Source organism: Sphingobium sp. EM0848, from assembly GCF_013375555.1.
Lineage (GTDB): Bacteria > Pseudomonadota > Alphaproteobacteria > Sphingomonadales > Sphingomonadaceae > Sphingobium.
The window spans coordinates 659,444-675,009 of the sequence record NZ_JABXWB010000005.1; the positions used below are offsets into that span (position 1 = coordinate 659,444).

The 15,566-nt window shown below is 63.2% G+C and carries 11 protein-coding genes; 4 read left to right on the forward strand and 7 right to left on the reverse strand.

Features of this window, described 5'->3' with window-relative positions:
• Positions 1–43 precede the first annotated feature (43 nt).
• The 3 genes from HUK73_RS21265 (at position 44) to HUK73_RS21275 (ending at position 3,836) form a co-directional block, all read left to right on the forward strand.
• Positions 44–1,240, forward strand: a complete 1,197-nt coding sequence (locus HUK73_RS21265; protein ID WP_176593821.1) for an AAA family ATPase — start codon at positions 44–46, stop codon at positions 1,238–1,240.
• 60 nt (positions 1,241–1,300) lie between these two features.
• Entirely contained in the window at positions 1,301–2,392 is a 1,092-nt protein-coding gene (locus tag HUK73_RS21270) for a ParB/RepB/Spo0J family partition protein (protein ID WP_176593822.1), read from the forward strand.
• A 235-nt stretch (positions 2,393–2,627) separates the two neighbouring features.
• The gene (locus HUK73_RS21275; RefSeq protein WP_176593823.1) at positions 2,628–3,836 is read left to right on the forward strand and encodes a replication initiator protein A; all 1,209 of its coding nucleotides are present in this window, start codon (positions 2,628–2,630) and stop codon (positions 3,834–3,836) included.
• A 1,137-nt stretch (positions 3,837–4,973) separates the two neighbouring features.
• Here HUK73_RS21275 and HUK73_RS21280 read toward each other — a convergent pair.
• The 7 genes from HUK73_RS21280 to HUK73_RS21310 all read right to left on the reverse strand — a co-directional run bounded on the left by HUK73_RS21280 (position 4,974) and on the right by HUK73_RS21310 (position 14,332).
• Positions 4,974–5,927, reverse strand: a complete 954-nt coding sequence (locus tag HUK73_RS21280; protein ID WP_176593824.1) for a hypothetical protein — start codon at positions 5,925–5,927, stop codon at positions 4,974–4,976.
• A gap of 389 nt (positions 5,928–6,316) precedes the next feature.
• Positions 6,317–7,951: an arylsulfatase gene (locus HUK73_RS21285; RefSeq protein ID WP_176593825.1), complete on the reverse strand. Its 1,635-nt coding sequence runs from the start codon at positions 7,949–7,951 to the stop codon at positions 6,317–6,319.
• Positions 7,952–8,025: 74 nt separating this feature from the next.
• Entirely contained in the window at positions 8,026–8,964 is a 939-nt protein-coding gene (locus HUK73_RS21290) for a TauD/TfdA family dioxygenase (protein WP_176593826.1), read from the reverse strand.
• Between the two features lie 27 nt (positions 8,965–8,991).
• Positions 8,992–10,410, reverse strand: coding sequence for an MFS transporter (locus tag HUK73_RS21295; protein ID WP_176593827.1), 1,419 nt, complete (start codon positions 10,408–10,410; stop codon positions 8,992–8,994).
• 20 nt (positions 10,411–10,430) lie between these two features.
• Positions 10,431–12,848 (reverse strand): TonB-dependent receptor, encoded by a 2,418-nt coding sequence (locus HUK73_RS21300; protein ID WP_176593828.1) that lies wholly within the window; start codon positions 12,846–12,848, stop codon positions 10,431–10,433.
• 8 nt (positions 12,849–12,856) lie between these two features.
• On the reverse strand, positions 12,857–13,024 hold the full coding sequence (locus HUK73_RS21305; RefSeq protein ID WP_176593829.1) for a hypothetical protein: 168 nt from the start codon (positions 13,022–13,024) through the stop codon (positions 12,857–12,859).
• A 498-nt stretch (positions 13,025–13,522) separates the two neighbouring features.
• Positions 13,523–14,332 (reverse strand): MucR family transcriptional regulator, encoded by an 810-nt coding sequence (locus HUK73_RS21310; RefSeq protein ID WP_176593830.1) that lies wholly within the window; start codon positions 14,330–14,332, stop codon positions 13,523–13,525.
• A 406-nt stretch (positions 14,333–14,738) separates the two neighbouring features.
• On the opposite strand from HUK73_RS21310, the gene HUK73_RS21315 reads away from it, so the two are divergent.
• Entirely contained in the window at positions 14,739–15,524 is a 786-nt protein-coding gene (locus tag HUK73_RS21315) for a MucR family transcriptional regulator (protein ID WP_176593831.1), read from the forward strand.
• Positions 15,525–15,566 lie beyond the last annotated feature (42 nt).

A 15,566-nucleotide genomic window follows, 5' to 3' on the forward strand; every position in this document is an offset into this window, starting at 1 on the left:
TATCTTTCCCAAACAAGCTTCAACTTCGCGTGTGAGGGCAGGAATGAACGCAGTGGTAGCCCAGATTGGCGATCTGGCGGAGGCCGGCGAAAAGATGGTCGAACGCCTGCGGCGCAAGGCTTTTCTGCCGGAAAGCCGCAAGGAACTCAACGTCCGCTTCGGCATTGCCGAGGCGGCGCAACTCCTTGGTTGCTCGACGAATCGGATTCGCATGGCGGAGGAGGATGGCCGCTTGCCCCCCGCCCCGCCGACCGAAAATGGGCGCCGCCCCGGCTATACGGTGGAAGAGCTGCTAAACATGCGGCAGGTGCTGGGCGCCTCGCCCGAACGCGCCGGGCTGGACGTGCCCGCAATCATCGCGGTGCAGAATTTCAAGGGCGGCGTCGGCAAATCGACCGTCACCACTCATCTTGCCCATTATTTTGCGGTCCAGGGTTATCGCGTGCTGGTGGTCGACTGCGACTCTCAGGCTACCACCACCACGCTGTTCGGTTTCAACCCGCATTTCAACATCCAGCGGGAAGAGACGCTCTACCCCTATCTCTCGATCGACCCGACGCAGGTCGACCTGCTCTATGCAGTCAAGCATACCGCCTGGCCCAATGTCGACCTGATCCCGTCCAACCTCGAACTGTTCGACGTCGAATATGAGCTGGCGGCGGCGGGCAGCGACGGCGGTTCGGTGCTGGCGGCGCGCTTCCGCAAGCTGAAGCAGGGTCTCATGGACCTTGCCCGTCACTATGATGTGGTGCTGCTTGACCCGCCGCCAGCGCTCGGCACGATCAGCCTTGCGGTGATGCAGGCGGCGAACGCGCTGCTGGTGCCGCTGGCCGCGACCACGCCCGACTTCTGCTCGACCGTCCAGTTCCTCTCGATGATGGATCAGGTGATCAGCCAGTTGCAGCAGGCGGGGATCGAGGTCGATTATCAGTTCGTCCGCCTCCTCTGCTCGAAATTCGACAGCAACGATCCCAGCCATTCGATGGTCCGCGCGATCATGGAGCAGAGCTTCGGCCCGGCCCTTCTGCCCGTGCCGATACTCGACAGTGCGGAAATCAGCCATGCCGCGATGCGCATGATGACGGTCTACGAACTGGAAAAGCCGATCGGCACGCCGCGCACCCACAAGCGTTGCCGCGCCAATCTGGATGAAGCGCTGGGGCAGATCGAGGCGCTGGTCCGTCAGGGATGGGGCCGCGTCGCGCCCGCGCGGGAGGAGGATATTGTCAATGCGGCATAAAAGCCTGTCCTACATGCATATGTTCATCATATGTTCCCGTTTCGTCAAGGGGGGAATGTGATGGCGCGCAAGCAGTCCGATTATCTGGCAGCCCTGCTTTCGGACGAACCGGAAGCCCCGCCCGCGCCCGCCCAGCAGGAAGAGGCCAAGTCCACGGAAACGGCCCCCTCCCCTGCCCCGGCCGCCGCGACCCGCCCGGAACGCGCGCGCGGCACGACGCTGCTCGGCCGGGAATCCGCGCTTGCCCGGCTTGCCTCCGGCGAAGTGCGGCAGGTCACGCAATTGCTGCTCGACCCGGCCAAGGTTCGCATCTGGAGCGGCAATGCCCGCCATTACGCGCATCTCAACGAGGAAAATTGCCGCGAACTGATCGATTCGATCATCGCGGAGGGCGGCCAGAAGGTACCCGCCGTGGTCCGCCGCATCGAGGGCGATCCCGATCACGACTATGAAGTGATCGCCGGCACCCGCCGCCATTGGTCGATCAGCTGGCTACGCGCCAACAGCTATTCCGACATGATGTTCGTGGCACAGGTCGCCCAGCTCGACGACGAAGCGGCCTTCCGCCTCGCAGACCTTGAAAACCGCGCGCGCAAGGATGTGTCGGATCTGGAGCGCGCCCGCAACTATGCCGACGCGCTCAAGGCCCATTATGGCAGCCACCTGACACGCATGGCGGAGCGGCTGAAACTCTCCAAGGGCTGGCTTAGCAAGATGATCAAGGTGGCAGGCATCCCCGACGCCATCATCGACGCCTTCGCCTCGCCCGCCGATGTGCAGCTGAAGCCTGCCTATACGCTCGCCCAGGCGCTGGACGACAAGCAAGCCCTTGCCGCGATCAATGCAGAGGCCGGACGCCTCGCCTCCGAACAGCGCGCTTTGCATGCGGCCGGTGCGACGCCCGTTCCCGCTACCGAAGTGTTGAAGCGCCTGCTCGACGCCCCGCGCGCAGCCCGTTCGGAACCGAAGGCAGAGCCTTTCACCTGGACCACGCCCTATGGGCGTCCAGCGCTGACGGTGCAGTCGGTCAACCGGCAGGGCATCACCATCCGCCTGCATGCCGGATCGGGCGCTGACCCGGACACGCTCGCCTCGGCGCTGCGCGACACGCTCGACCATCTCGAACGGCAGGGCAGGGGACTGCAACGCTGATGGAGAGCGGGGGGGACAGAGCGGCAAGGGGTAACAGACGGTCGATCGGCCTCGCGCTGTTTCCCGACCATCCCGTTTCCCTGGGGAAACATGCCCCCATCTCATCGGAAAGGCATTCTCCGTTTCCCCGGGGAAACATCCCTTTCCCCTGCCCCTTGGTTCCACCGACTTCTTCCTGGTTTCGCCACGCTGACATTGTCCGCCGCCGGCTACCTATCAATTTCAGGACCCGCCCATGAGCCGCGCCGGCAAGACCGAGATCAACGACCAGTTCGAACTCTTCCTTCCCTATATTGCGGACCTGCCTCTGCGCGACCAACGCGAGATGATGGAGCGGCCCTTCTTCAGCCTCGCCAAGACCAAGCGCGTCAAGCCGATCGATTACACCTCCCCCGACGGCAAGGCCTGGGTTCATGTCTCCGCCAATCCCGATTATGGCATGGCGACGATCTGGGATGCCGACATCCTGATCTATTGCGCCTCGGTGCTCGCCGACATGGCGCGGCGCGGGCTGAACGACATTCCGCGCAAACTGCATCTCATGCCCTATGACCTGCTGCGCGCCATCCACCGACCGACCACGGGCCGCGCCTATGAACTGCTCGGCCAGTCGCTGGACCGGCTCGTCTCCACCACGATCAAGACCAATATCCGGGCTGAAAATCGCCGCGAAGCGACCTTCAGCTGGCTCGACGGCTGGACCCAGCTGGTCGACGAACGCACCGAGCGATCGCGCGGCATGACCATTGAACTCTCCAACTGGTTCTATGAAGGCGTGCTGATGCAGGGTGGCGTACTCAGCATCGACCGCGCCTATTTCGACCTGACCGGCGGGCGTGAACGCTGGCTCTACAAGGTCGCGCGCAAACATGCCGGTGGGGCGGGGGAGGCGGGCTTCGCCATTTCCATGCCAACCCTCTTCGACAAGTCCGGAGCCGAGGGCGCCTATCGCCGCTTCAAGTTCGAGATCGCCAAGATCGCCGAACGCGATCCGCTGCCGGGCTATACGCTGGTGCTGGAGCAACCGGACGGCAAGCGGGAGCCATCGCTGCGGATGCGCCGGCGTTCCTCGGCCGATCCACTTCCCACGCCGATCTCCGGCGCGAACGCGGCGCCAACTCCCGGCAGGTCGGCAAGCACCGCTCCCGCGCCAGCCGCTTCCAAGCCGCCAGCCATCGTCGCGGAAAAGCAGGAGCTGTTCGACGCCAGCGCCGTGATCCGCCGCACCGTGGCGGGGCTTTCGGCCAAGGCCAGCGCCGGGGAAATCACCGACGCGACACTCGCCACGCTGCGCGCCGAATGCCCCGGCTGGGACTATCAGGCGCTGCATCAGGAATATCGCGACTGGCTCGACGGCGACGCCGCGCGCACGCCCGTCAATTATCAGAAAGCCTTTATCGGCTTCGTCCGCCGCTTCCACGAGAAGAACCGGCACCGCCTCTGACCACGCGACCTCTTCTTCCCGGCATTGGTCACATCATGAGGGGGAGGGGAGGCAATCCAGAGCTGTACAGGCCGGTCGCACGCGGGGTCTCACCAAGCTCCGCTCAAGCCCCTGGCGTTAGAATATCCTGCGGAAGAGCGAAAAGCGCTTCCATGTCGAAGCGATGCCCAAGGGCCATCTGTCGTACCAGCCTTGTCCCCCGCCGGCCGCTTTTCTCCAACCAGCACAACCAAGCCGACCAAAGCGGAAAGGCACGCAGCCCCTGCGCTCCGACCAATCTCACCGGTCGCCGCTAGAGAGAGCATCGTGCAGAACGATGAGCGAGCCAGAGGCACGCGACGCTGGCCTCGGGTTTCAGCTTGGCCGAACTGCGTTTCTGCATAAAAGGATGCGACAACAAACTTAGAGCATCGTGCGGAAAAGTGGGAACCGGTTTTAGCTTCGCTGAACTGCGTTTCCGCTTAAAACGATGCGACAACAAAAACTGAGAGCGCGCGTCCTGCATCCGATTTGGCGCTACGCGCTCTCAGTGCAGTCAGCGGCGGATCGCACCGCCGCTCTACCTCCCGCGACATGCGGCCCCCCCCCCCCCCCCCCCCCCAGCCTATGATCGCGACCGTCAGGCCTCCGAAAAGGGGCATATTCCCCGCCAATGCCCGACGCCAGCCGCGGGCAGGGCACCGCCCTTTCCTCCCGCCAGCCCATCCACGGAGAGGGGAAGAAGGGCCGTTCCTGAAGTGTCGGGTTGCGGCATCGCCTCAAGCCGCGATCCTCGCGGAGGGATTCCACTTCCCTCAGCTCACCGATTAATTTGAACGTCCTTCCGGACGCCTCTCGGAAAACTGATTCAATCTCCCGCCCATTTTCTCCGTTCATCCCCGACCATCGACATTCCAGGAACGGTCTTCGGCCCTTCGGGAACGTTTCCCCGACATATCAGGAACGGCAGGTTCGACACTCCGGGAACGAACTATCGACCTTATGGGAACGGGCCTGTCACCCCGACTCGTGCGATTCCGGCGATTCGGATGCGGAGTCTGCGCCCGGTAACTCTCTAACCTTCCTATAAACCCTGTAACCTCAGGGGAGATATTGTCTTTGGAAAAGTCTGGATGGGAGTGCAAAGGCACGGCCCGTCTAACGGCCGCTCATAGTCGAAAGCCGCTCTCCGGTCACATGTTCGACCTGCGCCACCAACTTGGTCGCGCCCTGATGGGAGATGCCGAGCAACCGGGCGACAGCCGTCTTGCTAAGCCCCGGATAGGCCAGTTCCAGTCGGATCAACAACGGGGCCCTGCTGCGGCGCGTTACCCGCAATTCGCTGGGCAAACGTGCCAGCTTCGCCTCCAGCCGATCCAACTCCGCCAGTCCCTGGCCCGCCTGCCGCGCGATCATCGCCGCAATATGATCCGCCAGCGCATTGCCATCGTCCGGCAGGAAGCGGGGCAGATCGACCAGAGAGGGCAGGGCGCGCATCGCCAGTCCCGCCGCCGCCAGCGCCGCGGGCAGATGACAGGCGAGCAACCATCCCATGTCGAACCGCCGCGGTTCTATGCGGAGCTGCCGTCCGTCGACGGTCGTGATGAGTTGTCCCTCCGTCGTGGGCGCCTCCAGACTGCCTCGAATATCGATCAGGCGCCGGGCGATCGCGGGAAGCGAGGCGGCAGGGTAGGGAGCCTCCAGCAGCATCTGCGCCGTGCGCCAGACCGGGCCGAAGCGCACCAGATCCTCCGGGGCCCAGAGATCGGCTTCCCGGCGATCGTCGAGGAGGGTGCGCGAGACGTTTAGCGTCGCCCGCGCAATCGGATCGCGATGGCCCTCCGTCGCCGAGAGCGCGAAATGGAACAGGGCAGCGATGGAGAAGGGATCGTTCAGCCCCTCGCTGTGCCGGGGCGGCGGGGTACGGCCGCAAATCCAGTCCTGAAGGTCCCTGAACGACACGGGAACCCCCGCAAAGCTCGCCAGCGCCGCCGCGCCCTTCAGCCTTGCACGGGCCAGCCAGATATCCGTGGCGGGGCTGTTGATCAGCCTTCCGTCGAGTCGGCCAAGAAGCAGCAGGGCATGATCGGGAGAAGGTGAAAAATCGCGCATTTCCTAAGGATAGCGCATAGGCTCATACAACCAAATAGGGGTGTTGGTTGTATCCTCTATGAGGGGCTTTACGGGGGGAGGGGAAGGAGATTTGCCTGTTCAGCAAAAGGAACCGTCGGCGCCGACGCTTATGCCATAGGGGAGCGATGACTGCCAGCACTCAATTGCAGGATCGTTTCCACGCGCCCGGCCCGACACACGACATGGGGAAGCCAAGCGGCGACCTCAAAAACAGAACAAAAAGGGAATTATTGCAATTTGGCGTTATAAGGCCCGCCAGACGCCGACGACTGCTCCAACATATGATGATATGTCGACGGTCTGTTTCGGCGTTCAGCGAGCCTCCAGCGCTGCCTAATTTTTAGGCATATAGGCGCCATTTTCAGCGACTATTCGACCCTGATCGCTGGGTCGGGCAGGACCACGCCCACGCGCTTGGCATAATCATCCCACGCCTTTTCCAGTTCGGCCCGACGGGCGGGCTGCTCGATGGACAGGTCGCGGGTCTCACCGGGGTCGCGTGCGATGTCGAAGAGGCGCCATTGCCCGTCGCCGGGATCGGTGATCTTCCAGTCCCCCTGCCGCAAGGCGCGCGATCCGAATAATTCGGTGCCGATGCTCTCGTTCGCGGGATGGACGGTCTTTGCCTTGCCCGCCAGCCATGGCGCCCAGCTCGTCCCCAATATCGGCTGAACCGTGCGCCCGGCGAACCGGCCCTTGGGCTGCGGCACGTCGGCCAGATCGAGCAGGGTAGGGGTCACATCCATGACGTTCAGATAGTCATGGGCCACCGTGCCGCCCCGCCGCACTGCCGGTCCCGAGAGGAAGGCTGTCGTCCGTGTACCGCCCTCGGTCGCAAAGGCCTTGTACAGCCAGGACGGCGTGGTCGCCGCCTGCGCCCAGCCGGGACCATAGCTGATATAGCTGCTTGCCTTGCCGAGATTGTCGAGGCTGTTGTCCGCTTCGGCGGCCCGCGTCTGGAAGCGGGGATTTTTGGCGTGGACCAAATCCATCCCTTCCGCGCCATTGTCGGCCAGGAACAGGATCACCGTATTCTCATACTCCCCGCTGGCCTTCAGCGCATCGATCACCCGCCCGACATTCTGGTCGAGCCGGTCGACCATCGCCGCATAGATCTCCATCGTGCGGGCGGCGGTCTTTTTATCCTCGGCGCTCGCCTTCTCCCAATGCCCGGCATTTTCCAGTTCATGCTGCGCAGCATAAGCGGGAACCAGTCCCAGCGCGATCTGCCTCTTCAACCGCTCGGCCCGCAGCGCGTCATAGCCCGCATCATAGCGCCCGCGATATTGGGCGACGGTTTCTGCGGGCGCCTGCAACGGCCAGTGCGGCGCGGTGAAGGCGAGATAGGCGAAGAAGGGCTTGCCGTCGCGCGTCGTTTTGAGCTGCTCGATCAGTTTGGAGGCGAAGGTGTCGGACGAATAATAATCGGCGGGCAGGCTCGCCAGAGTCTGGCCGTCTTCGCGATAGGTTGTCGCGCCGGGCTTCTGTTCGGCCGAGATGTCCGTGCCATAATGATTGCCCGCACCCTGCAACAGGGCGAAGCTGTGTTGAAACCCTCTTGCGTGGGGGTCCTGTTCCGGCGTCAGGCCCAGATGCCATTTGCCCGAGAAGAGCGTGCGATATCCACCCGCCGACAGGATTTCCGGCAAGGCGGCGATGTCGGGTCGCAAATATCCCTCATGCCCCGGCTTGCCGATCTGGTTGGGCGCCTGCATCTCGGCCATGGTGCCCAGCCCCGTGCGGTGATTGTCCGTGCCCGACAGCAGCATGGATCGGGTGGGGGAACAGGTCGGCGCGGTGTGGAATCCGGTGAAGCGGATTCCGGCCGTGGCCAGCTTGTCGAGATTGGGTGTCGCGATCTCGCTGCCGAAGGCCCCGAGGTCCGAATAGCCCAGATCGTCCGCGACGATGATGAGGAAATTGGGTCTTTTCTCCTGCGCGGCAGCCGGGGCGGTGAGGGCGGTCGCCAGCGCGAGGCTGGCCAATAGGGTGCGGATTTTCATGATATGGTCCGTCAAAAGAGGGGCCGCATCCTCCATAAAGGATGCGGCCCAATGTGCCGAAGGTCAGGGTGGGGTCAGGCTGCTTCGGCGATCCGCGGCGTTTCCTTCTTGATGTTGCGGCTCTGGCGGCCGTCGATCGACACCGGCACCACGCCCGCGACTGTGGCGCGGCGCAACTGGCGATGCTGCAATCCGAAGTCGGCAACGGCGCGATGCTGGGTGGCGCGATTGTCCCAGATGGCGACGTCGCCTGGTTGCCAGCGCCAGCGCACGGTGTTTTCCGGCTTGGTGATATGATCCTGATAAATGGAGAAGAGGCGCTGGCTGTCGGCTTGATTGAGGCCGACGAAATTCTTGAAGAAATGACCAAGGATCAGCGAGCGTTCGCCCGATTCCGGGTGGATATGAACCAGCGGATGCTCCGTCTCGTAAACGGTTGCGGCGAAGACTTCGCGGTGCCGCTTGATCGCTTCTTCACTGGCATTGGCATGGATTGCGGCATAGTCGTAGAGATTGCTGTGCACCGCCCAGAGATTGTCGGCCAGCAGGCGCAGCGGTTCAGGCAATTCCTCATAGGCGCTGGCTGTATTGGCCCAGAGCGTATCGCCGCCCGCCTGCGGGATCACCAGTGCGCGCAGGATCGACGCTTCGGGATAGGCGGGGACGAAGGTGACATCGGTGTGCCAGCTCGACGCGGCGCGGCCTTCCTTGCTGTCCAGTTCGAGCAGATATTGGGAGCCGGGGACGACAGGGACGGTCGGATGGGCGACCGGCTTGCCAAAGCGTTCGGCAAAGGCCTCCTGCGCCGCATCGTCCAACTGATGCTGCTCGCGGAAGAAGATCACCTTATGTCGCACCAGCGCGGCGCGGATCGCGGCGAGCGTCGTCTTGTCCAGATCGCCGCTGAGCGCCACGCCCCGGATTTCGGCGCCGATGCGTCCGGCGACAGGCACGATTTCCAGCGGGCTTTCAGCGTCGGCGGCATTCAGGAATTTGTGGGTCAGGACAGTCATGAATAGTCTCCTTTGCTTGGGGATGGTTCAGGCGGGGATCGCGTCGCGTTGGTGAAGAGCACGGCGGATTTCGGCATGGGCAGCTTCGTTCAGCGGAAAGCGCCAGATGATGAGGGTAGCCAGGATGTGGGCGAGGGCCGGGCCAAGGGCGAAGACATATTTCAGCGCCTCAAGGGCTTCGGGGCTATTACCTGGCCCGGCCTTGAACCCGGCCCAGGCGACCAGCGGCAGGGCGATGCCGACGCCGATGGCGGGACCGAGCTTGGCCGACAGGGCGAAGACCGAGAAGAACAGGCCGGTGCGGTCATGGCCGGTGTGCAGCCGGTGGGCGTCGGACACGTCAGCGACCATGGCGCGCAGCATGAGGTTGCCCGATCCCTGCGTCACGCCCTGCGCAATAGTGAGCGCGATCAGCAGTGGCAGTGCGCCGGGAAAGACGAACAGCAGCGCGATGTTGATGCCGGCCTGTGCCAGTTCGCCGGTGATGGCGGCTTCGCGCTTGCCGATGCGGGTGCCGATCCGCTGCCAGACCGGCGCGGCGGCGACGCCGAAGATGAATTGCAGCAGATAGAGGCCGCTCGCCCAGGCGGGCAGGCCCATATACCAGACCGCGAAGAAGACGATCAGCCCTGCGCGGATCGACTGGCCCGCCGTCACCACCGTGTCGGAGGCAAGGACGCGCAGCAGCAGCCGGTCGGAAAAGACGAGCGCGGCGGCGCGGGCGAAGCTCTGGCGGACGGGCGGCGAGGCGGGCTGCGCCGGTTCGGGCACGGAAGAGAGGGTCAGGATCAGCGAAGGCAGCAGCGTCACCAGAATGAAGCCGCCCACCAGTTGCAGCTTTAGCGTGCCATTGCCCGGATCGACCTGATCGAGGATCGTCGGCAGCACCAGCACCGCGAGCAGGCCGATGGAGCGCAGCAGCATCTGCCAGGCAACGACGCGGGTGCGGCCGTGATAATGGGCGGTCAACTCGCCCGCCCAGGCGGAGGAGGGGATCTCCACCATCGACCAGCCGAGATAGAAGAGGAACAGTACCGCCGCGAGATAGGCAGGCGTTACCAGCGTGGCGGGCGGGAAGAAGAGCAGGGCAGAAGACAGGCCGAAGAGCAGGCCACCTGCCGCGATCCATGGCCGCCGCCGCCCGAAACGGCTGCGCGTGCGGTCGCTGAGCGCGCCAACGATGGGATCGGCGGCGACATCCCAGAAACGGCCTATGAAGAAGATGAGGCCGATGGCCGCCAGCGACAGGCCGAACTCGCTCGCATAGAGCTGCGGCACGAAGATGGCGAGCGGCAGGCCCGCCCCTGCGATGGGCACCGCGATGGACGCGAAACCGGCAAGACGCAGGGGCGAAAGGGATTTATCCGCTATATTGTGGCGGAGGCTGTGATCCGGTCGGACTGCGCCCTCTCCGATAGGGTATTCCGCATAGGGGAGGGTAGCCATGATGCTTCTCCTTTCAGGCTTCAGAATTTGGTGCGCAGCGTCACCCCGGCGGTGCGGGGATCGCCGACCGTGGCGGTGACAAGGCCGGTGTTGGCGACCTGCAACGTGTCGACATAATTTTTGTCGAACAGGTTCTTCGCCCAGATCGACAGGTCGAATGCGCCGTCCTCCGTACGGAAACCGATGCGTGCATTGGCGACACCATAGCTGGGCACCAGCGAATAGCGGCTGTCGGACACGGCGGTATAATAGTTGGATCGCCAGCTATAATCGGCGCGGCCGTAGAACTCCGCCGATCCCAGCGCCGTTTCGCCCAGCGGCACGGCAAAGTCGCCGCCCGCGCTCCAAGACCAGCTCGGCACGCCGGACAGGGGCTTGCCGCTCAGATCACTGACCGGCGATCCGCCCGTTGTGGGGTTCAGCGCTTCAACCGGGGTCGGCCCATTCTTGAAGTCGATATAATAAGCGTCGGTATAGGCAAGCGAGGCGTTGAGGTTCACATGTTTCGACAGGACCAGCGCGCTGTCCAGCTCAAAGCCCCGCGCGCGGGCCTGAGGAATGTTGGTGATATAGTTGCGGGAGACATTGCTGCCCGCGACCTGTTCGACGATGGCGGTCTGATAATCGAAAATATCCGTCCAGAAGGCGGCGCCGTTCAGGGTCAGCTTGCCGCCCCAGAACTGGCTTTTGATACCGGCTTCATAATTGTCGACCTTTTCCGGGCCGACGGCGGCGCTGACTCCGGCGGGATTGTTGGTGAGGTTGAGCCCGCCCGACTTGTTGCCCCGCGAATAGCTGGCATAGACCAGCACATCCGGCGTCACCTTGTAGGACAGGGTGACAAGGCCCGACAGGCTGTCATCGGTGAAACCGACCGAGTAACTGGTGATGGGCGCCAGGCTGTTGCGCAATGCGATGGCGGCGGTGCGCTGGGCGGCGGTCAGGCCGGAAAGATCATTCCCCTCCGCCCACCATTGGTTGAAACTGCCCTGCTTCTTTTCATGCGTATAGCGCAGGCCAAGGGTCAGTGAGAGCTTGTCGGGCACCAGATCGTAACTGGCTTGCCCGAACAATGCGGCGCTTTTCGTTTCCGGATTCGACGTCGAACGCGCGATGAAACCGTTGACCGCCGCGTTGCGCACCACTGGATCGGCATTGGGGAACAGCCAGAGCGGGGCGTCGGCCCCATAGCCCGTCGCACCGGCGCCATTGATGATCTGCCAGAAATAATAGGCGCCGACGGTGTAGTGGAAACGGCCTTCGCCATTATCGCCCAGGCGCAGTTCCTGGCTGAACTGCTTCTGACGATTGCCCTGCTGGGCCAATGTATTGACCGACAACGGCGTATTGTCGGCATCATTGGCCGGATACCAGTTCCACTTGCGATAGGCAGTGACGGAGGTCAGCGTGACCGGCCCCAGATCCCAGTCCGCCTTGCCCGACACGCCCCATTGATTCATGTTCGCCTGGAAATGTGCATCGACATCGACGCGGCGGGCAAAGGGATCGGTCGGCAGCGGCGTGTAACCGGCACGCGCGACCCGCTGGTTGAAGTTGTTGGCGATGGTCGTGCCGTCATCATAGGTGGTGAAGACGGCGCTGGGCAGGCGAACGCAGCAGTTCAGCGTCTGCTTGCCATAATCGCCGATCAGCCGGACCGTGAAATTGTCGCTGGGCTTCAGCAGCAATTGGCCGCGCGCGGTGAAATTATCATAGTCGTGGATGTGCGCGCCATCATGGACATTGCGCAGGAAGCCGTCGCGATGGGTGTCGGACAGGCTGATCCGCACCGCCGCCCAGTCCGTGACCGGGCCGGTGACGGACCCCCGGACCTGATGGAAGCCATAGTCGCCCAGCGTCGCTTCGGCCTGACCGCCAAAGTCGAATTCCGGCTGGCGGGTGGTGATGTTGAGCGCGCCCGCCGTGGTGTTCTTGCCGAACAGCGTGCCCTGCGGCCCGCGCAGTACTTCGATCTGCTGAAGGTCGACCAGCTCGAACTGGCTTGCCCCCACGCGGCCATAATAGACATCGTCGACATAGACGCCGACGCCATTTTCCAGGCCGTCATTGGTCAGCGCGACGTTCGATCCCAGCCCGCGAATATTGATGTTGGTGTTGCGCGGGTTGAAGCTGAAAAGCTGGAGACTGGGGGCGACCTGCTGCACGGCAGCGAGCGTATAATCGCCGCGCTGCTCGAACTGGTCGCCGCCGACGACGGACAGGGCGACCGGCACATCCTGTGCATCCTCGGCGCGGCGGCGGGCGGTGACGACGATACCGCCGGCGAAATCCTCCTCGGCACTGGCGCCTTCGGGCGTGTCGGGGGTTTGTGCCGTGACCGGCGCTGCGTTCAACAGGGAAAGGGCGGCTCCAGCCAGCAATAGCGACCGTGTGGCAAAAGCAAAGGGCAGGCGTGGAGGCGAGGAAACAACGGACATGAAAGGATCTACTCCCTGAGTTTCTTGTTGGTTTTTGGGTGTTCACCGCGCTCGCCGAGCAGCCGGGCGGCATCCGGACCGTAGAGCGCGGCGGCCGCCTGAAGCAGCGAGACGGAATAACCGCGCGTTCCATCGGCGCGGGTGGACGGAAGAGGGTTTTGCGGGAGACTGGGCATGATCGTCCCCTTTCCCGGCGATCCATGCCGCCGGAATGTCAGGATCGAAGACAGCCGCATGGGCCTGGGGAAAGAGTCCCAGACAAAGTCCCAATGCGGGCGGCGCTATTCAGCCAAGCCGAAAGGCTATTGGTTCCTAAGTGGAAAGTGTATCGCGCATCGTTTCATCCCCAATATTGGTAGGGGGAACACGATCTGGCGTTGTCGCCCGAAATCGTGCGCTTTAGCCGTTGGTGACGCGGAGCAAGCTGCATCCCGATCAAAAGCCGCGGGTCCGGTGCGATGTTGTCATCCGGCACGGGGACCAGCCGTACCGCTCAGGCAATCTCTACTTAAAGGATAGATTGATTATGGCAAGCCAAGTTTTGCTTTATCCCGGCCAAGCTGCGCTGGTTTGTTCGAAAAGCGGGATATGCCGGCATATACACACGAAAACGCCCCGACCGGCACCGTCCGATCGGGGCGTTTTCAATAGATCGGCCTGGAAGGAGCGAGGCTTCAGGCCGTGGTTCCGGGCGTCGGCGCCTTGGCAGCAGGAGCCTTGGCCGCTGCGGGCTTTGTGGTTGCAGGCTTTGCCGCCGCCTTCTTCTTGGGGGCGGTTTTGGCTGGAGCCTTGGCCGTTGCGGCCGGTTTGTCGGCTGCCTTGGCCGGTGCCGGTGCGGCGCTCTTCTTCTCTGCGGCCGGGGTGGCAATGGACAGGCGCTTGCGCGACGCTGCGGACTTTGCTGCCGGTGCTTTGGCTGGAGCCTTGGCTTCGGTCGTCTTGGCGACGGCGGGCTTCGGCGCCGCGGGGGTCTTCGCCTCTACGGCGGGCTTCGGGGCGGTGGGGGCCTTGGCCTCGACCGCCGGCTTCGGCGCTACGGGCGCGGCCTTGGCGGGCGCAGCGGCTGCCGGCTTCTTGCTGATGGGCTTGCGGCCCAGACCTAGCTTGGTGGCGACTGCGCGGCGTGCTTCCGAATAGTTGGGCGCGACCAGCGGATAGCTTTTGGGCAAGCCATAACGTTCCCGATATTCGGCTGGGCTCAGGCCATGACTGGCGAGATGGCGCTTCAGCGTCTTGTAGGGCCTGCCGTCGATCATGCTCAGAATATGTTCTGGCGAAGACAGGCTCTTACGGACCGAAACGGCGGGAGTGTAAGTCGGTGCCGCCGGTTCGGCAGCCTTGGCCGCCGGGTCTTCAGTCAAGGCGGACCGCGTCGTGCGGATGAGATCGGCGAGACCTTCGCTCGGGACCGTATTGTTGGAGACGAATGCGCTCACCAACTGAACAGTGAGCGTCGTGATGTCAGGCTGATTATCTTCAGACATTTGCCCCGCTTCCCATCTTATGAGTAGTAGAAACGGTCTTTTGCGCGCTTTTGATGCAAATGTAAATCCGAAACAACGGAAAAGCGGTGCTTCAGGCTATATTTAACCATCATGGGGACTGAACTATTGTACCGGAATGACATAAGCGGACGATGCTTGACGCGGCAGGCGGACCGGCGTGGCCGGTTTGAACAGATGCGTCGGCAGGGATGCTGCAATATTCGCTTCAGTTGAAGAAGCTTGGGCCGGGGCCGGTCAAGAGTTGCGTTCAATGACACGGTGCCCGGATTATTTGATCGAAGCGACATGACATCTGACCGCGGATTCCAGTCAAATACCAATATTTACATTTGATGTTGAAGCGTGCACAGAGCCCCGGCATTCTTTCTCAATACGGGTTCGCACCATGGCCGAAGAAAATCAGTCCGACATCACCGCTCTCACCGTTCAGCTTCTGAGCGCCTTCGTCTCGAAGAACACAGTGTCGAGCGAAGATCTGGCGGATCTCATCAAGACGACACGGGCCGCGCTTATCGCAAATCCGGCCGCGGCTGTAGAGGAAGCCGTCGCTGAGAGCTTCACGCCGGCAGTGTCCGTGCGCAAGAGCCTGTCCTCCCCCGATCACATCATCAGTCTGATCGATGGCAAGCCCTACAAGACGCTGAAGCGGCATCTGGCGGCGAACAACCTCACCCCCGAACAATATCGCGATCGCTACAACTTGCCCAAAAGCTATCCGCTGGTGGCGCCGAGCTATTCGGAATCGCGCCGCGCAGTCGCGGAGAAGATCGGACTGGGCAAGAAGCCAGCCGCCGCCGCTGCAAAGCCCGCAGCCGCCGCAACTGTCCCGGCCGCCGCTTCCAAGGCGGAAGCCGCGACGACGCAGAAAGCTGCGGCTCCCGCGAAGAAGCCCGCCGCCAAGGCAAAGGGTGCCGCCTCCGACGCCCCCGCCGTGATTTCCAATCGGGGCATTCGCGCCAAGGCCGCATCCGCTTCGGCGAAGAGCGAGCCGCGCAAGCGTCTGTCGATTGCCGGTCCCAAGGAGGACAAGCCTGCCCCGAGGAAGGCGAGCGCCGCGCCCAAGGCCAAGGCAGCATCCAAGCCCAAGTCGTTGAAGGCTGCGCTTGAAGCGGCCGGTTCGCACCTCGGTGGAGATGCCAAGGCGACCGGCACAGTCGAAAGCAAGTCCTGAAGCATGAAGGGAGCGGGTTTGTCCCGCTCCTGTCCCCCATCG